This is a genomic window from Pseudomonas sp. D8002, from assembly GCF_013385695.1.
Classification (GTDB): domain Bacteria; phylum Pseudomonadota; class Gammaproteobacteria; order Pseudomonadales; family Pseudomonadaceae; genus Aquipseudomonas.
The window spans coordinates 147,776-164,249 of record NZ_JACAPM010000013.1 but is presented as its reverse complement, the minus strand read 5'-3'; the positions used below and the strand labels follow the sequence as shown (position 1 = coordinate 164,249).

16 protein-coding genes and 1 pseudogene are annotated in these 16,474 nt (G+C 61.5%); 9 read left to right on the top strand and 8 right to left on the bottom strand.

The window, feature by feature from the left end:
- The first annotated feature begins 113 nt into the window (after positions 1 to 113).
- Positions 114 to 1,025 (top strand): LysR substrate-binding domain-containing protein, encoded by a 912-nt coding sequence (locus HX807_RS08010; protein WP_003210159.1) that lies wholly within the window; start codon positions 114 to 116, stop codon positions 1,023 to 1,025.
- 118 nt (positions 1,026 to 1,143) lie between these two features.
- Here HX807_RS08010 and argE read toward each other — a convergent pair whose 3' ends face one another.
- Genes argE through HX807_RS07990 form a run of 4 tightly spaced genes read right to left on the bottom strand, consistent with a single transcriptional unit; the run spans position 1,144 to position 4,746 of the window.
- The gene (argE, locus tag HX807_RS08005) at positions 1,144 to 2,289 is read right to left on the bottom strand and encodes an acetylornithine deacetylase (protein ID WP_008435357.1); all 1,146 of its coding nucleotides are present in this window, start codon (positions 2,287 to 2,289) and stop codon (positions 1,144 to 1,146) included.
- A complete protein-coding gene (locus tag HX807_RS08000; protein ID WP_177049694.1) occupies positions 2,286 to 2,963 on the bottom strand; it encodes a DUF1028 domain-containing protein in 678 nt (225 codons plus the stop codon). The genes argE and HX807_RS08000 overlap by 4 nt, the downstream gene beginning before the upstream one ends.
- 16 nt (positions 2,964 to 2,979) lie before the next feature.
- On the bottom strand, positions 2,980 to 3,390 hold the full coding sequence (locus HX807_RS07995) for a RidA family protein (RefSeq protein ID WP_003207327.1): 411 nt from the start codon (positions 3,388 to 3,390) through the stop codon (positions 2,980 to 2,982).
- 24 nt (positions 3,391 to 3,414) lie between these two features.
- Positions 3,415 to 4,746: a flavin-containing monooxygenase gene (locus HX807_RS07990; RefSeq protein ID WP_371316457.1), complete on the bottom strand. Its 1,332-nt coding sequence runs from the start codon at positions 4,744 to 4,746 to the stop codon at positions 3,415 to 3,417.
- A 195-nt stretch (positions 4,747 to 4,941) separates the two neighbouring features.
- Between HX807_RS07990 and HX807_RS07985 the strand changes: the two genes are divergently transcribed.
- The 6 genes from HX807_RS07985 (at position 4,942) to HX807_RS07960 (ending at position 11,216) form a co-directional block, all read left to right on the top strand.
- Positions 4,942 to 5,739 carry a helix-turn-helix transcriptional regulator gene (locus HX807_RS07985; RefSeq protein ID WP_102370257.1) on the top strand — a complete coding sequence of 266 codons (798 nt, stop codon included), beginning with the start codon at positions 4,942 to 4,944 and terminating at the stop codon, positions 5,737 to 5,739.
- A gap of 46 nt (positions 5,740 to 5,785) precedes the next feature.
- A complete protein-coding gene (locus HX807_RS07980; protein WP_177049692.1) occupies positions 5,786 to 7,168 on the top strand; it encodes an aspartate aminotransferase family protein in 1,383 nt (460 codons plus the stop codon).
- Between the two features lie 119 nt (positions 7,169 to 7,287).
- Positions 7,288 to 8,667: an APC family permease gene (locus HX807_RS07975; protein WP_023658770.1), complete on the top strand. Its 1,380-nt coding sequence runs from the start codon at positions 7,288 to 7,290 to the stop codon at positions 8,665 to 8,667.
- A gap of 39 nt (positions 8,668 to 8,706) precedes the next feature.
- Positions 8,707 to 10,197: an aldehyde dehydrogenase gene (locus HX807_RS07970; RefSeq protein ID WP_177049690.1), complete on the top strand. Its 1,491-nt coding sequence runs from the start codon at positions 8,707 to 8,709 to the stop codon at positions 10,195 to 10,197.
- Between the two features lie 27 nt (positions 10,198 to 10,224).
- Complete coding sequence (locus tag HX807_RS07965; protein WP_256343956.1) at positions 10,225 to 10,722, top strand: GNAT family N-acetyltransferase; 498 nt, start codon at positions 10,225 to 10,227, stop codon at positions 10,720 to 10,722.
- A 17-nt stretch (positions 10,723 to 10,739) separates the two neighbouring features.
- The gene (locus HX807_RS07960; RefSeq protein ID WP_177049688.1) at positions 10,740 to 11,216 is read left to right on the top strand and encodes a GNAT family N-acetyltransferase; all 477 of its coding nucleotides are present in this window, start codon (positions 10,740 to 10,742) and stop codon (positions 11,214 to 11,216) included.
- A gap of 164 nt (positions 11,217 to 11,380) precedes the next feature.
- Here the strand turns inward: HX807_RS07960 and HX807_RS07955 are convergent, their stop codons facing one another.
- From HX807_RS07955 to HX807_RS07945, 3 genes and pseudogenes are all read right to left on the bottom strand, one after another.
- Positions 11,381 to 11,869, bottom strand: coding sequence for an HIT family protein (locus HX807_RS07955; RefSeq protein ID WP_102368849.1), 489 nt, complete (start codon positions 11,867 to 11,869; stop codon positions 11,381 to 11,383).
- Positions 11,870 to 11,947: 78 nt separating this feature from the next.
- A pseudogene (locus HX807_RS07950) lies at positions 11,948 to 12,211 on the bottom strand (DHCW motif cupin fold protein); the annotation flags it as partial.
- Positions 12,208 to 13,233, bottom strand: a complete 1,026-nt coding sequence (locus HX807_RS07945; RefSeq protein ID WP_003207345.1) for an NADP-dependent oxidoreductase — start codon at positions 13,231 to 13,233, stop codon at positions 12,208 to 12,210. The pseudogene HX807_RS07950 and the gene HX807_RS07945, both read right to left, overlap by 4 nt.
- A gap of 93 nt (positions 13,234 to 13,326) precedes the next feature.
- On the opposite strand from HX807_RS07945, the gene HX807_RS07940 reads away from it, so the two are divergent.
- Positions 13,327 to 14,202 carry a LysR family transcriptional regulator gene (locus HX807_RS07940; RefSeq protein WP_032899387.1) on the top strand — a complete coding sequence of 292 codons (876 nt, stop codon included), beginning with the start codon at positions 13,327 to 13,329 and terminating at the stop codon, positions 14,200 to 14,202.
- Here the strand turns inward: HX807_RS07940 and HX807_RS07935 are convergent.
- The gene (locus tag HX807_RS07935; protein WP_177049686.1) at positions 14,187 to 15,101 is read right to left on the bottom strand and encodes a LysR family transcriptional regulator; all 915 of its coding nucleotides are present in this window, start codon (positions 15,099 to 15,101) and stop codon (positions 14,187 to 14,189) included. The genes HX807_RS07940 and HX807_RS07935 overlap by 16 nt on opposite strands.
- 118 nt (positions 15,102 to 15,219) lie before the next feature.
- On the opposite strand from HX807_RS07935, the gene HX807_RS07930 reads away from it, so the two are divergent.
- Positions 15,220 to 16,452: a cation:dicarboxylate symporter family transporter gene (locus tag HX807_RS07930; protein WP_177049684.1), complete on the top strand. Its 1,233-nt coding sequence runs from the start codon at positions 15,220 to 15,222 to the stop codon at positions 16,450 to 16,452.
- Positions 16,453 to 16,474: the final 22 nt, after the last annotated feature.

Below are 16,474 nucleotides of genomic sequence, written 5' to 3'. Positions count from 1 at the left end.
TAATATCTCGCGGGGTTTTTTGCTCCGGTATGTTGCATGCACTTGAATCAGTGTGAAAAAGCCGATTTTCACGCACTTGTTTGGGGCGAAATCCCACGTTTATGGAGGTCCCGATGGCTGCCTATAACCTGCGCCAGCTCAGATATTTTGTAACCACGGCCGAGTGCGGCAGCGTGGCAGAGGCCTCGCGCAAGCTCTATATCGCGCAACCGTCGGTGTCGACGGCCATCAAGCAACTGGAAGACAGCTTCGGCGTGCAGCTGTTTATCCGCCATCACGCTCAAGGGGTGTCGCTGACGCCGAGCGGTGCGCGGTTCTATCGCAAGGCCCTGGAGCTGCTGCGGGTGGCCCATGAGTTTGAGCAGAACGCCCTGGCAGACAATGACGTGGTGGCGGGGCAGATCGATATCGGTTGCTTCGAAACCGTGGCACCGCTGTATTTGCCGCGCTTGATTGCCGGTTTCCGGGAGCGTTGGCCGGGGGTGGAAATCCGTCTGCGCGATGGCGAACAACAGGAACTGGTGCAGGCGCTGACGGCCGGCAGTATCGATGTGGCGATGCTGTTTGAGCATGACCTGGGCAGCGCCATCGAGACCACGCCGCTGATGCCGCCGCAGCAACCCTATGCGTTGCTGCCGGCGGATCACCGGTTTGCGCAGCAGGCCAAGGTGTCGTTGGCGGACTTGGTGCTGGAACCGATGATTTTGCTGGATGTGCTGCCGAGCCGGACGTACTTCGTGAGCATCTTTGAAGAGCGTGGGCTGACGCCGAATATTGTCTTCAGTTCGCCGTCGATCGAGATGGTGCGCGGGATGGTGGGGCGCGGGTTCGGGTTTTCGATCCTGGTGACCAAGCCGTTTTCGCCGTATTCCTATGACGGGCAGAAACTGGTGTGCGTGCCATTGGCGGAGACGGTGACGGGGTCGGGGTTGTCGGCGGTGTGGTTGCGGCGGGCGCCGTTGACCAAGCCGGTGCAGTTGTTTGTGGAGTATTGCCGGGAAGAGCTGGCGCGGTTGTTAGGTTAGACACAGAACTAAAAATGTGGGAGCGGGCTTGCTCGCGAATGCGGTGGATCAGTCAATACATCGGGTGACTGTCACACCGCATTCGCGAGCAAGCCCGCTCCCACATTTGGCCCGCGTTTCAGGCGCGAATCGAGTCGAGCATGCGCAACAACATGGCATCGCAACCTTTCAGTTGCGCAACACTCACAAACTCATCCGGCTTATGCCCCTGGTCCATGCTCCCAGGCCCGCACACCACCGTCGGAATGCCCGCCGCATCAAACAACCCACCCTCGGTCCCGAACGCCACGGTGCCAAATTCCCGCGAGCCGCAAAACGCCGCAATCAGCTCCGCCGCCTGGCTGCGCTGGTCGGTGGCCAGCCCCGGGTACGCCGACAACTCACTGAAGCGAATTGCACTCTGCCGGCTCACCGCCTGCATCCGCGGCAACACCTGCTGCATCGCATAGGCTTGCAGCTCCTCGGCCACTTCACCCGGGTCCATCGAGGGCAGGGCGCGCACTTCAAAGTCAAAACGGCAATCGGCAGGCACGATATTCAACGCCTTGCCCCCGGAGATCACCCCGGTTTGCACGGTGCTGAACGGCGGGTCAAAGCGCTCGTCCTGATGCACCTTGAGGCGCTGGCCGATTCGCCCCAGCTCACCAATCAACTCCGCCGCATACTCGATCGCATTCACGCCCTGGGGCGCATACGCCGAATGGCAGGCCTCGCCATGCACTTCACAGCGCATGGCGAGCTTGCCTTTATGGCCCAGCACCGGCTTCAGCTCGGTGGGCTCGCCGATAATGCACAGCAGCGGTTTCACCGGCCATTGTTCCAGCACCTTGAGCAGCGAACGCACCCCAAGGCAGCCGACTTCCTCGTCGTAGGACAGGGCGATGTGCACCGGCATGCGCAAGTCTGCGCTTGCCAAGGCCGGCACCAGCGCCAGTACACAGGCGATGTAGCCCTTCATGTCCGCCGTGCCCCGGCCAAACAGCTTGCCGTCGCGTTCGGTCAACTCAAACGGCGGCAACGTCCACGGCTGGCCATCCACCGGCACCACATCGGTGTGCCCCGACAGCACAATCCCGGGCACATTCGCCGGGCCGAGGGTGGCGAACAGATTGGCCTTGCTGCGCTCATCGTTGTAGATCAACTCGCAAGGCACGCCGAACCCTGCCAGGTAATCGCGCACGAACTCGATCAGCTTCAGGTTGGATTCGCGGCTGGTGGTATCAAACCCCACCAGCGCTTGCAGCAGTTCCCGGCTGGTGCTCATCGGTCGTCTCCGGCCACGCCGTAGCCAGGGGAGCGGTCCGGGGCGAGGGCGCGGTCGATGTAGTCCTGCACCTGTGGACGGTAGGCGTCCCAGAGCTTTTGCAGCTCGGCGATCGGCTGCTCGTCGGCCCAATCCACCCGCAGGTTGATGATCGGCCAGGTCAGCTCGCCCACCACCACCAGCGAGGCGGAATGCACCGGCCCGGCTTCGCCCCCGGCGGCAATGGCTGCATGCATCGCGGCCAGCAGGCGGTCTGCCAGTTGGCCTTCGCCTTGCTCGAAGGCCTTGACCATCGCCTCGATCACCGCGCGGTCGGCGAGCATATTGCCGGCGGCCACGCACTGTTCGCCCGACACCGCATTGTGGGTGCCAAGGGTTTCGTTGCCGCTGAAATGCACCGTGCGCCCGAGGTGATCAATCGCCGTCAGTTGCCGGTATTGGCTGTAGCCGTTGCGGGTCAGGGCCTTGTCTACGGCATCGGCAGGGGCAAGGCCTTGCTCCAATAGATCGAGTACGTCCGGGCCCAGGGCGGGCAGGGTGATGTTCTGGGTCGAAACCGCACCCACGCCGGGCCGCAGCCATGGGCAGCGGGCGCCCACGGCGATGCTCGATGAGCTGATGGCAATGCCCATCTGGCCGGTTTCCGCGCAGCGGGCGACGATTGAAAAGGTCATGTCGTGCCTCCTTGGATTACTCGGGGATGACTGCAATCACGTCGATTTCCATCAGCCACTGTGGCTGGCCCAGGGCCGAAACCACCAACCCGGTGGAGATCGGGAACACGCCCTTGAGCCACTTGCCGACTTCCTGGTACACCGGCTCGCGGTAGCGCGGGTCGATCAGGTAGGTGGTGGTCTTGACGATGTGGCTCAGGTCGCTGCCGGCCTCTTCCAGCAGTTGCTTGACGTTTTTCATTGCCTGTTCGGCTTGCGCGCGCGGGTCGCCAAGGCCGATCAGGTTGCCGTCGAAATCGGTGCCCACCTGGCCCCGTACATACACCGTGTTGCCGGCGCGTACGGCCTGGCACAGGTCATTGTCCAGGCTCTGGTTAGGGTAGGTTTCCTTGGTGTTGAACATGCGGATGCGAGTGTGAGTAGGCATCAAAAAAACTCCAGAAAAAAGTGATCAGGCGCTGACAGGTGAGGTGTGAACAACCGGTGTGGGTTCGCGGTACTCAAGGTATTGGCGCTGGATGGCGATATGGTCAGCCACGTACTTGGCGTCATGCCACACCCCCCAGATAAACGACGAGCCCCGGCGCGACTGCCATGGCAAACCGAGGAAGTAGATGCCCGACTCGCTGGCCACGCCGCGCTGGTGCTGCGGCTTGCCGGCGGCGTCAAATGCATCGACCTTCAGCCAGCTGTAATCCACGGCAAAGCCGGTGGCCCAGATGATTGAAGTGATACCGGCCTTGGCCAGGTCCAGTTCCAGGATCGGCTGCTTGATGCACTCGGCATCGGGAAATACGCGACGCGCTTCGGGCTCTGGCGGCAGGTCGAGGCCGTTACGCTCGATATAGGCATCCGCCGCATCCAGCAGGGCCAGGTAGTTCTCATCGCCGCGGGCCAGGTTTTCCACCAGGTTGGGCTGGAAGCTCGCAACGCTGCCGTTGAAGGATTGGGTCAGGCCGACCAGGGTCATGCCTTGCTGGGCCAGCTCGCGGAAGTCGATGGTCTTGCCGCCGTGGGCGCCGCTCACCGCAATGGTCACGTGCTCGCGGCCGGGTTTCATCGCGGCCTGGTCCCACTCACCCAACACGCCCAGCCACCAGCAGAAATCGCGGTTGCGATAGGCACGCGGTGGGCGGTCGTGAGCACCCACCGACAGGTACACCTGGCGCCCGGAGCGTTGCAGTTCGTCGGCGATCTGCACCCCGGAGGAACCCGCACCCACCACCAGCACCGCGCCGGCCGGCAGTTGCGCGGGGTTGCGGTAGTCGGCGGAGTGGATCTGGTGCAGCGCGCTGTCTTGAGGGGCAATCGCCGGAATCACCGGCTTCTGGAACGGCCCGGTGGCCGCCACCACGCGGTTGGCTTCGATCACGCCTTCGCTGGTGTGGATGGTGAAGCCTGGGCGACCGACATTGCGCACCACCGAGGTCACGTCGACGCCGGTGCGAATCGGTGCATTGAACTTGCGTGCATAGGCTTCGAAGTAGTCCGCCACACGCTCTTTCGGCGCGAAGCCATCGGGGGCGACGTTATCGAAGGCCAGGCCCGGAAAACGGTCATGCCAGGCCGGGCCGTTGGCGACCAGCGAGTCCCAGCGGCCGGTGCGCCAGCGCTCGGCGATACGGCTGCGCTCCAGCACCAGGTGCGGCACGCCTTGCTTGCTCAGGTGCTCGCTCATGGCGACGCCAGCCTGACCGGCTCCCACCACCAGCGTGTCTGTTTTTGTTATTGCTTGAGTCATGTGTCTGTCCTTGCGTAATGCAGTTGGATTCAGCTTGGGCATGGCTTCAAGGCTAGGGGGAGGGCGGTTTTTAATAAAATATTATTAAGCTGGGAAGTGAGCATAAATATCGGATGCAGGCTCACCCTATCGGGTGATTTCGAGGATGGAGCGGGTGTGCAACCATCCTTGCAGTTCTTTCAGCGAGTGTTTGAAGTGGAAAACGACCGGCTTTCTTCTGCGCAATGGTTCGAACAGATGGCCCGGGTGACCGATAGCATCGGGCAATCGGGGTTCGCCGCGACCTTGTTCGAGGCTCTCGGTTATCTCCAGCCGATCCAGGCCACCACGCTGTATTTCTACCCGCGCGGCGGCATGCCCAGTGCGCTGTTCGAGCTGGACGGGCCATGGTTGCCACAAGGCAATGTGCGCCAGTACCTGTCGGGGTTTTATCTGCTCGACCCGTTTTACGGGGCCTGTGTGGAGGGCGTCAGCTCCGGGTGTTACGAGCTGGCCGAGGTCGCCCCCGATCACTTCGAGCTCAGCGAATACTTCCAGTCGTTTTACCGCCACTCCCATCTGGAGGATGAGCTGAACTACATCCTGCAGTCGAGCAACGGCTCGAGCCTGGCGGTGTCGCTGGCCTTTACGCAAAAGCTCGACGCCACCACCACCGGGCAATTCAAACGCATCGCGCCGTGGGTGCTGGCGGTGCTGGGCAAGCATTTCGTTGGCCTGGATGCCCAGGGGGCGCGATTCGAAAACCTGCTGGAGCAGCGCATTCACTCGGCGCTGAACAACTTCGGCTCGTCGATATTGACCGAGCGGGAATGCCGGATCGCCCAACTGATCCTGCGCGGGCATTCCACCCGTTCGCTGGCCGAACGCCTCGACGTCTCGGAAGACACCATCAAGTCCCACCGCAAACACATCTACACCAAGCTCGATATCGGCGCGCAATCGGAACTGTTTGCCCTGTTTATCGATTCGCTGGCCGAAGCCCAGGGCGTCCTGAGCAAAGACCCCCTTGAAAGCTATATGAGCAAGCACCGCTGAGCGGCGTTGCTCGCCCTTGCGTCACTACTAATAAGAGAGAAATACCATGAACGTACCCGCCCAACTGAACCGCCTGACCGAGGACTACCAGAAGTCGGATGCGGCCCACCACATCCATGCATTTGTCGATCAAAAAGTGTTGAATGCCGAAGGCCCGCGGGTGATGGTGCGCGGTGAGGGCCTTTACCTGTGGGACAGCGAAGGCAAGCGTTACCTGGACGGCATGTCGGGCCTGTGGTGCACCCAGCTGGGTTACGGTCGCAGAGACTTGACCGCTGCCGCTGCCGCCCAGATGGACCAGTTGGCGTACTACAACATGTTCTTCCACACCACCCACCCGGCGGTGATCGAGCTGTCGGAGTTGCTCTTCAGCCTGTTGCCGGGCCACTACAGCCACGTGATCTACACCAACTCCGGCTCCGAGGCCAACGAAGTACTGATCCGTACCGTGCGCCGTTACTGGCAAGTGGTCGGCCAACCGCAGAAAAAAATCATGATCGGGCGCTGGAATGGTTATCACGGCTCCACGCTGGCGGCGTCTGCCCTGGGCGGCATGAAGTTCATGCACGAGATGGGCGGCCTGATTCCCGACGTGGCACACATTGACGAACCCTACTGGTACGCCCATGGCGGCGAGCTGACGCCTGCCGAGTTCGGCCGCCGCTGCGCCTTGCAGCTGGAAAAGAAAATCCTCGAGCTGGGCGCTGAAAACGTCGCCGGGTTTATCGCCGAGCCGTTCCAGGGCGCGGGCGGCATGATCTTCCCGCCGGAAAGCTACTGGCCCGAGATCCAGCGCATTTGCCGTCAATACGATGTGCTGCTGTGCGCCGATGAGGTGATTGGTGGCTTTGGCCGTACCGGCGAGTGGTTCGCCCATCAACACTTCGGTTTTGAGCCGGACACGCTGTCCATCGCCAAGGGCCTGACCTCCGGTTACCTGCCGATGGGCGGCCTGGTGCTGAGCAAGCGCGTGGCCGATGCGCTGGTGGAGCGCGGCGGCGTGTTTGCCCACGGGCTGACCTATTCCGGGCACCCGGTGGCGGCGGCGGTGGCGCTGGCCAACCTCAAGGCGCTGCGGGACGAAGGCATCGTGCGCCAGGTGAAGAACGACACCGGACCGTACCTGCAAAAAATCCTCCATGAAGTGTTTGGCAATCACCCGATGATCGGCGAGATCCAGGGCACGGGCCTGCTCGCGGCCTTGCAGTTCGCTGAAGACAAGAGCACCCGCAAGCGCTTCGAGAACGAAAATGACCTGGCCTGGCAGTGCCGCACGTTTGGTTTCGAAGAGGGCGTAATCATTCGCTCGACGCTGGGCCGCATGATCATGGCGCCGGCACTGGTGGCCACGCGCACTGAGCTGGACGAGCTGGTTGAAAAGACCCGCATCGCCGTGGATCGCACCGCACGGATCGCGGGAAAACGCTGAAGTGACCAGCGCGCCACCCCAGGCGAGGGGTGGTGCGCAACCTCCATCAGGCAACGCTGAACGGCATCGATGCCATCGAATGCCGCGACGCCCTGCATCCCCATTTCCAGGAGTCACCCATGAATACAATAACAAACGTGACCGATACACCCGCTCATCAATCCTCACCCAAAGCCGCATCGTCCCGCCGGTTCCGTCAGCCGCTGGGTCTTATCGGGCTGGTGCTGTTCGGCCTGGCGTACATGGTGCCGCTGGCGGTGTTTACCACCTACGGGCTGGTGACCCAAATGACCAAGGGCCACTTGCCGACCGCCTACATGCTGACCCTCGCCGCCATGCTGCTGACGGCCTACAGCTATGGGCGCATGGTCCAGGCGCATCCCTATTCGGGCTCGGTCTACTCCTACACCCGCAAGGCGTTTGGCGCCTACTTCGGCTTCATCGCCGGGTGGACCCTGTTGCTGGACTACATCTTCCTGCCGTTGCTCAGCTATTTGCTGATCGGCATCTACATGTCCGAGTATTTTCCCGGGGTGCCGACCGCCGTGTGGGTGCTCGGCTCGATTGCCCTGGTGACCACGCTGAACCTGGTGGGCATCGAGTCCATCACCCGGGTCAACTGGATACTCATCGTCGCTCAGTTGGTGTTCATCGTGGTGTTCGTGGCGTTGTCGGTGCACACCCTGAGCGAGCAGTCCGCACCCGTGTCGCTGCTGGCGCCATTCCACCATGAAGGCTTCAGCGCGCCGCTGATCATGGCGGGCGCCGCGGTGCTGTGCCTGTCGTTTCTTGGCTTCGATGCGGTGTCGACCATGGCCGAGGAAACCCCCAACCCACGCCGCACCATCCCGTTGGCGATCATGGTGGTGTCGCTGTTCGGCGGCCTGCTGTTCCTGCTGGTTTCGTATTTCGCGCAAATGGTGTTCCCGCAATGGAACAGCTTCGTCGACCCGGATGCCGCCTCGGTGGATGTGATGCGCCGGGTGGGCGGCGAACTGCTGGTGACCGCCTTTACCGCAACCTATGTCGCCGGTTGCTTCGCCTCGGCGATGGTCTCCCAGGCCAGTGTGTCGCGGGTGCTGTTCGCCATGGGGCGTGACGGCGCGCTGCCCCGCGTGCTCGGCAAGCTGGTGACGAAAAAGCGCGTGCCCGCCACGGCCATCGTGCTGGTCAGCCTGTTCTCGCTGATTGCCTTGTTCATCACGCTGGATACCGTCGCCAACATGATCAGCTTCGGTGCGCTGTTTGCGTTCTCGGCGGTGAACCTGGCGGTGATCAAGCACTACCTGGTCGACCAGAAGTTGCGCGGCACCAGGAACTACTTGCTGTACGCGGTTGTGCCGGCGCTTGGGTTCCTCAGCACGATCTGGCTATGGAGCAGCCTTTCCAGCCTGTCGTTCACCATCGGCCTGTGCTGGATGGGGCTTGGGCTCCTGTGCCTGCTGGGCATCACGCGGGGGCTGCGCGTGAAGATGCCGGAACTGCAGATCGCCGAGTGAACCCTTCGTCTATCCATCGCCATTCATTGGGAGTACAACGTGTTCGACCTTAACTACTGGCAACAGCGTGTTGCCCGCCAGACGTTCATCAACACCGCCCTGATCGGTGGCCGCTCAGTGAGCGCGGCATCCGGGGCGACCTTCGACGCCATTAATCCTGCGACCCAGCAGTTGCTGTCGCGGGTTGCAGCCTGCGGTGACGCAGAAGTCGACCTGGCCGTGCGCAGCGCACGCCAGGCCTTCGAGACCGGCCCCTGGCGACGGATGCCGCCGGTGGAGCGCAAGAAAATTTTGATCAGGCTCTCCGAATTACTGATGACCCACCGCGAGGAACTGGCGCTGCTCGATTCGCTGAACATGGGCAAGCCGGTGATGGACGCCTACAACGTTGACGTGCCCGGCGCCGCCAATGTGTTTGCTTGGTACGGCGAAGCCCTCGACAAGCTCTACGATCAAGTCGCGCCCACCGCTCACAACGCGTTGGCAACCATCACGCGTGAAGCACTGGGGGTGATCGCGGCGGTGGTGCCGTGGAACTTCCCGCTCGACATGGCCGCCTGGAAACTCGCGCCGGCGTTGGCGGCCGGTAACAGCGTGGTCTTGAAACCTGCCGAGCAGTCGCCGTTTTCTGCCCTGCGCCTGGCCCAGCTTGCCCTGGAAGCCGGTGTCCCGGAAGGTGTGTTGAATGTAGTGCCCGGCCTCGGCGAAAGTGCCGGCAAGGCCCTGGGGCTGCACCCCGACGTGGATTGCCTGGTGTTCACCGGCTCCACTCAGGTGGGCAAATACTTCATGCAGTACTCCGCCCAGTCCAACCTGAAACAGGTGTGGCTGGAGTGTGGCGGCAAGAGCCCGAACCTGGTGTTCGAGGACTGCCAGGACCTGGACCTTGCAGCGCAGAGGGCCGCCTTCGGCATCTTTTTCAACCAGGGCGAAGTGTGTTCGGCCAACTCCCGTCTCTACGTGCAACGCTCCATCCATGACGAATTCGTCGAGCGCCTGATCGCCAAGTCGCGCGCCTGGATGCCGGGTGATCCGCTGGACCCGGGCAGTGCGGCCGGTGCCATCGTCGACAGTCAGCAAACCGCACGCATCATGCACGCCATCAGCCAGGCCCAGGGGGAGGGCGCCAGGCTGTTGTGCGGTGGCGAACAGTTGACCATCAATGGCTCCTCCAACTTCATCCAGCCAACCATTTTTGCCGACGTGACCCGCGACATGGCCCTGTCCCGTGATGAAGTGTTCGGCCCGGTGCTTGCCGTCAGCGCTTTCGACACGGAAGAGCAGGCGATACAGCAGGCCAACGACAGCCTCTACGGCCTGGCGGCCTCGGTCTGGAGTGATGACCTCAACCGTGCGCACCGTGTGGCCCGTGCCCTGAATGCCGGGACGGTGTCGGTCAACACCATCGACGCCCTGGATGTGGCGGTGCCGTTCGGTGGTGGCAAGCAATCCGGGTTCGGGCGTGATTTGTCGCTGCACGCTTTTGACAAGTACACGCAGCTGAAAACCACCTGGTTTCAGCTGCGTTGACTCAAGCGGTTATCCGGTCGTGTATTTATGCGTGCGCGACCGGCACAACTACAGGCAAAATCAGTGCGAACTCAGAGGGCTTTGAACACCATGGTCACTATTCGCGTAATGAGCACTGCCGACTACGACGCCGTGCTCGAACTGATGCAGAAAACGCCTGGCATCTCCCTGCGCGACGCCGACTCCCGCGAGGCCACTGAGCGTTACCTGGAGCGCAATCCAGGCATGAGTTTCGTCGCCGAGGTCGACGGGGGGCTGGTTGGGTGCGTGATGTGCGGGCACGATGGCCGGCGCGGGTATTTGCAGCACTTGCTGGTGCTGCCCGCGTATCGGCGCCAGGGTATTGCGAACGCGTTGGTTGAGCGCTGCCTCACCCGCCTGGCGCAATTGGGCATCCGCAAATGCCACCTGGATGTGTTCAAGACCAACGACAGCGCTGCCCGTTATTGGCAGGGCCAGGGCTGGCAGCTGAGGACCGATATTGATCGCTATTCGTTTACCCGACCGGGTGACGAGAACGCCTGACGTCCATGGAGGGACAGATGCTCGAGATACGACGCGCCACGCTGGAAGATGCACAGGCAGCCTTCGACATTCGCCTGTTGGCCATACGCAGCCAATGCATCGGCGCCTATACGTCCGAGCAGATGATGTTGTGGACGCAAGGCGCAGCCAAGGACGGTTACGACACGCTGATGGACAAGCATTTTTACCTGGGATGTGTCGACGGTGAGCCGGTCGCTACCGGCATGCTGGATCTGGCGAACAACGAAATCGGTGCGCTGTTTGTGCTGCCCGGGTTTACCGGACGCGGGATTGGCAAGCAGATACTGGCGTATCTGGAAGCGTTGGCGCAGGAATTGGGGATCGAGGAAGTGATCCTGGACGCGACGTTGAACGCGGCGGATTTTTATCGACGGTGTGGGTATGTGGGGACCGAGCAGGCCATCTATCATTCGCCGTCGGGGTTGCAGCTGGCCTGTATTCCTATGCGCAAACACCTCTACAATGTTCGCTGACCCACCCAAAACCTTGTGGCGAGGGGGCTTGCTGTGGCGAGGGAGCTTGCTCCCGCTGGGTCGCGAAGCGGCCCCAATAAACCAGCGCAATCTGACTGAAAGAACTCGCTGACCTTCTTGGGGCTGCTGCGCAGCCCAGCGGGAGCAAGCTCCCTCGCCACAGGTCATGTGTCGTCTTGGGTATTGAACTCCGTACGCAAACACCTGATCACCTCGCTCACCGAAGCTCCTTGAACCACCGGCGGCGTAGGGCTCTCACCAAACTCCCGCCAGATAAAAAGCGTCAGCTCCGCACCGTCGGTAGCCTTCTGCTGCGTCCCGAAATCCTGCAGCACCCGATAGCGCTCATCCTGCCAGAACAGCGCTTCAACCCATCCATACACCGGTATGAAATGAAAGTGCAGCGGGAAGCCCGGCATATGCCCGAACCGGCTGATGTAAAGCCACTTGGGCTTCAACTGAGCCTCCATGACCCGCTGGGTTTTGGCCAGCAACCCACCCAGCTCCGCGAGCGCCGCATCGGGCATCTCGGCCAGTGAGTCAACCGGCGCCTTGGCACCCAGCATCAGGTAGCCCGGCAGTGCGGATGACAGGTGATGATTGAGCAGCCAGTGCTCGGTCTCATGCACAACAAAGGATGGATCGATCTTCATCGACGGGCTTCCATGCGAAGAGGCTTGGCAGGATACCAAGAGTCATCGCCCTGTATCCCGCAAATGCAGCGGATCTGTCTGCCGGCCATCCTCCAGTTCGGTGTGCAACTCACCTTCCAGGCACAGCAGGATATGCCCGCGCCAACACCAGTGATCCGCCAGGTAACCGGCGCTGTATTCGACCATGCGCACACGGGTTGAACCGAACTGGCAAGTGCGCCAATACGCACTGCCGGTTTCGCCGGGATGCATCACCGGCTCGAGGGTCGACCAGTCGGTGGTGCCAAAGGGGTCATCGACTACCGTCGGGGCGAAGTTGTTCGTGGTGGATTGAGGCGTCAAGCCAGTCGCACAATCAACTTGCCGAAGTTGCGCCCCTCCAGCAGCCCGATAAACGCCTCAGGCGCTTGCTCTAGGCCCTCGACAATGTCTTCGCGCCACTTCAGCTTGCCCTGATCAATCCACTGCGCGGCTTCCTGCAAGAAGTCGTCCTGCTGCTCGTCAACAAACTCGGTCTGGATAAAGCCGCGCACTGTGAGGCTCTTGGCGAGGATGTCGTGCATAGTCGCCGGCAGTCGGTCGACCTGTTGCCCGGGCACCGAGCGGTCGTTGTAATGGGCGATCAGCCCACATACGGGTATCCGCGCAAAGTCATTGAGCAGCGGCCTCACGGCATCCCAAACCGCCCCCGAGACATTTTCGAAGTAAACGTCAATTCCATTGGGGCAGGCTTCGGCCAACTGCTGGGCAAAATCCGCTGCGCGATGGTCGATGACGGCATCAAACCCGAGTTCATTTTTCACGAATGCGCATTTCTCCGGCCCACCCGCGATACCCACCGCGCGTGCGCCCTTGATGCGGGCGATCTGGCCGACAACCGAGCCCACTGCGCCACTCGCCGCCGCCACTACCACGGTGTCACCGGGCTTGGGTTGGCCGATAGTGAGCAACCCCGAGTACGCGGTGAACCCCGGCATTCCAAGAACTCCCAGCGCTGTGCTGGGGTGGGCGATGCCCGGATCCAGAAGCCGCAGGTCGAGGCCGTCCGAGAGCGCAAATCGCTGCCAGCCGGCATAGGCAAGCACGATGTCGCCCTCTTGCCACAACGGGTTTCGTGAATGTTTGATCCGCGCGACCGTGCCGCCCACCATCACCTCGCCGATGCCCACTGGCTCGGCATAGGATTTGGCCGCACTCATGCGCCAGCGCATGTAGGGGTCGAGGGACAGATAGAGGTTTTCCAGCAACACTTCGCCTTCGGCAGGCTCGGGAATCGCGCTGTACTCCACGCGAAAATCGCTGGGTTGCGGGCGCCCGTCGGGGCGGGCGGCCAGTACGATGCGTTGGTTCTGGAGCTGGGTCATGAGGCTCTTCCTGGTTGATAACGTTCCAGCAGGGTAGTCATGCTCAAGCTATCGAGGTAGGGTGATAGCTGTTGATTCAGAGTTAACCCAAACATGATATCTGACGCGTTTGAACCCTATCTGCTACGAACCTTTATCTCGGTATGCCAGCACGGCAGCCTGAGTGGCGCAGCCCAGCAGGCGGGCAGGGCGCAATCGGCCCTAAGCGCACAAATCCGCCGGCTTGAGGAGTTGCTAGGCCAGCGGCTGTTGCGCAGAACAGGTCGGGGCGTGGTGCCCACTACCGAAGGCGAACTGCTGCTCACCTACGCGACGCGCATTCTGGCCTTGGGCGAGACGGTAGCAGCGCGCCTGAAAGAGCGCACGGTGATGGGCAATGTGCGCGTCGGGCTCTCGGAAGACGTGGCGGTATCGGCGTTGCCGGCAGCGCTCGGCCGGCTGCGGCGCGCCTGCCCGCATGTACACCTGGAGGTCGTTGTTGATCACGGCGACGCACTCGCCGAACGTTGGAGTGACGGCGAGCTGGACGTGGCCATTGGCGTCAGCTCATCGTTCAACGCCGACCCTGTGCACGCCTGGAACGTCGAGCTGTACTGGGTGTGCGCGATTGATGAAGAAATCGATGCGGCGCTGCCGCTGGATGTCATCGTGTATGCCGAACCCTGTGCCTGGCGGCGCTTGATGTTTGATGCCTTGCTGAACGCCGGGCGGGATTTTCGGGTCACGGTGACCAGCCCGAACATTGGCGTAATCACCGCAGCGGTGGAGGGCGGATTGGGTGTGGCCTTGCTGCCGGCGGAGAATATTCGGCCGGAGACCATGCGCATCATTTCCTTGGCTGAAAGCGATGGGCCTATTTTGAGTGTCAACTACGGCCTGTACGCCGTTCCACGGCAAAGCGACAGCATCCGCGCGGCAGTGGAACTGCTCACCGAGAGTTTTCACGCGATGACTCAACCCTTGCGATAAACCCCCGCCAACTCCCGCGCCAGCCCAATGAAATTCTGCAACGGCGCCGACGGATTGAACGCGCGCCGCACCAGGGTGATCGGTGCCAGCAACCTGGGTCGCGCATCGCTGATCCGGCAGTACACCACGCTTTCGCGATGCACGTCGCGCATCGACGCCGGCACCACCGAGATGCCTTCGCCGGCGGCCACCAGGCTGACGTTGGTCAGCATGCGCTCCACTTCAAAGGCAATCTTCGGCTCGAAGCCGGCGTTCTGGCAGGCCTTGATCAGGTTGGCGTACATCCCCGGCGCGCCGGGGCGGCGGACCAGGATGAAGCGTTCGTCCTTGAGGTCGGCCATGGTGATTTTTGGCTCGGCGCCCTTGAGCAGCGCATGCCCGACGGGCAGGGTCAGCAGCATTTCTTCGTTGAGCAATCGGTGGAACGTGAGGCTCTGGTGGTCGCCCACCGGTGCGCGGAGGATGCCGATGTCGATGCGTTTTTCGATGGTGTCTTCGGTGACTTCCCGGGCGCTGCCTTCGTTGATCGAGAGCTCCACGCCCGGGTATTGCTCGCGGTAGGCGCGGATGATTCGCGGGATCAGCGGGTGGGCGGCGGCGGAACTGGTGAAGGCAATGACCAACGTGCCTTCGATACCCTGGGCAGCGCGAGCCCCCTTGAGGGAACCTTGCTCGACGCGGGCGAGGATCACTCGGGCTTCATCGAGAAACACCAGCCCGCCGACAGTCAGGTCGACGCCCTTGGAGTGTCGCTTGAACAGGTCGAATCCCAGCTCTTGTTCGAGGGCACGTATCTGTTGGCTGAGGGGCGGCTGCTGCATGTTCAGGCGAGCGGCGGCGCGGGTGAAATGTCGCTCTTCGGCCACCATGATGAAATAACGTAAATGGCGAAGTTCCATGGTGGTATATCCCGTGACAAGACTTTATTATTTGTGGCCTGAGTGCGCCTTGGCGACCAATATGCCGAAACTGGCCTGATCCGACAATAACAATAAATAAAAAGACCATGGAGCATTGATGTCGACCCGATTTTCGAATAACGCCACCTTGCCTATTTTGATTGCCATTGCACTCGGCATGGTTGTAGGGCTGTTTTATCCGGGCGTGGCAATCGAGATGAAGCTGCTCAGTGACGCCTTTATAAAAGTGGTCGGGTTACTGATGCCATTTCTGTTGTTTGTGCTGGTGTCGACCGGTGTCGCAGGTATCAAGCGCGAGCCCCACCATCGGCATGTAGTGGGGCGGATCGTGGTGTATTTCCAGCTGATGTCCCTTGCTGCATTGGTGTTGGGAATGTCGACGGGGTGGTTGTTCAGCCTGGATCATACGGCAGTGGCCAACCTGGATTTTGATCATCTGACACCGCCTGCTGCGCCCGAAACGCTGTTGCACGAGCTGTCGATGACCTCGATTTCGTCCAGCCTTTACAAGGTTTTCACCCAAAGCCTGGTGCTCCAGGTGATGCTGGTGGCGGTGCTGTGCGGCCTGCTGCTGGGGCGTGGCGGCCAGGTCGCAAACCGCTGCCTCGGTTGGCTGGAAGCGGCGGTCGCCGGGTTGTTCTGGTTGCTGCGGTTTATCCTGAAGTTCGCACCGCTGGCGGCGTTTGGGGCGATGGCATTTGTGGTGGGAAAGTACGGTTTAAGTTCGGTGCTGCCGCTCTTGAAGTTCATTGTTGTTATTTACCTGGTTTGCGCGGTGTTCGTCATTCTAGTGTTCGCCACGATTACCCGCCTGCTCGGCGTTAAATTGAGCCGGCTAATTGCTTACTTGAAAGAAGAGTTGTTGTTGGTGACGTTCACCGGCTCTTCAGTGGCCGCACTTCCAGGTTGCGTCAGCAAACTTGAGGCGCTGGGCTGTGATCGCCAATTAGTGCGCCTGGTGTTGACCACCGGGTATACGTTCAACTTGGCCGGTACCAATCTTTACCTGACTACTGCCATTATGTTCCTGGCGCACCTCGCCGGAGTGGAGATTGCCGTACCCGAGTTGCTGGCGGTGCTGGTGATCTGCCTGTTTACCTCGCTGGGGTCTACCAGTGTCGCGGGCTCGGCGCTGTTTACCCTGATTGCTACCTTGAACATCCTGCAACTGGTGCCACTGGAAGGGGTGGGTTTGTTGTTGGGAGTGGAACGGCTGATGAAGTGTCGGTCGTTGACCAATGTGCTGGGCAATTGCGTGGCGTGCCTGGCGATATGCGGGTGGCAGAAGTCGATTGACCATGAGGTGTTGAAGCGGGAATTGAGTCACTGAGCCGAGCACACTTTCCAAGCCC

What these genes read in the sequence shown, in the direction of transcription:
- HX807_RS08010 (WP_003210159.1), top strand. Translation starts at nt 114, where the DNA reads ATGGCTGCCTATAACCTGCGCCAGCTCAGATATTTTGTAACCACGGCC.
- argE (WP_008435357.1), bottom strand. Translation starts at nt 2,289, where the DNA reads ATGAGCACCAGCCGGGAACTGCTGCAAGCGCTGGTGGGGTTTGATACC.
- HX807_RS08000 (WP_177049694.1), bottom strand. Translation starts at nt 2,963, where the DNA reads ATGACCTTTTCAATCGTCGCCCGCTGCGCGGAAACCGGCCAGATGGGC.
- HX807_RS07995 (WP_003207327.1), bottom strand. Translation starts at nt 3,390, where the DNA reads ATGCCTACTCACACTCGCATCCGCATGTTCAACACCAAGGAAACCTAC.
- HX807_RS07990 (WP_371316457.1), bottom strand. Translation starts at nt 4,746, where the DNA reads ATGCCCAAGCTGAATCCAACTGCATTACGCAAGGACAGACACATGACT.
- HX807_RS07985 (WP_102370257.1), top strand. Translation starts at nt 4,942, where the DNA reads ATGGCCCGGGTGACCGATAGCATCGGGCAATCGGGGTTCGCCGCGACC.
- HX807_RS07980 (WP_177049692.1), top strand. Translation starts at nt 5,786, where the DNA reads ATGAACGTACCCGCCCAACTGAACCGCCTGACCGAGGACTACCAGAAG.
- HX807_RS07975 (WP_023658770.1), top strand. Translation starts at nt 7,288, where the DNA reads ATGAATACAATAACAAACGTGACCGATACACCCGCTCATCAATCCTCA.
- HX807_RS07965 (WP_256343956.1), top strand. Translation starts at nt 10,225, where the DNA reads ATGCGTGCGCGACCGGCACAACTACAGGCAAAATCAGTGCGAACTCAG.
- HX807_RS07960 (WP_177049688.1), top strand. Translation starts at nt 10,740, where the DNA reads ATGCTCGAGATACGACGCGCCACGCTGGAAGATGCACAGGCAGCCTTC.
- HX807_RS07955 (WP_102368849.1), bottom strand. Translation starts at nt 11,869, where the DNA reads ATGAAGATCGATCCATCCTTTGTTGTGCATGAGACCGAGCACTGGCTG.
- HX807_RS07945 (WP_003207345.1), bottom strand. Translation starts at nt 13,233, where the DNA reads ATGACCCAGCTCCAGAACCAACGCATCGTACTGGCCGCCCGCCCCGAC.
- HX807_RS07940 (WP_032899387.1), top strand. Translation starts at nt 13,327, where the DNA reads ATGATATCTGACGCGTTTGAACCCTATCTGCTACGAACCTTTATCTCG.
- HX807_RS07935 (WP_177049686.1), bottom strand. Translation starts at nt 15,101, where the DNA reads ATGGAACTTCGCCATTTACGTTATTTCATCATGGTGGCCGAAGAGCGA.
- HX807_RS07930 (WP_177049684.1), top strand. Translation starts at nt 15,220, where the DNA reads ATGTCGACCCGATTTTCGAATAACGCCACCTTGCCTATTTTGATTGCC.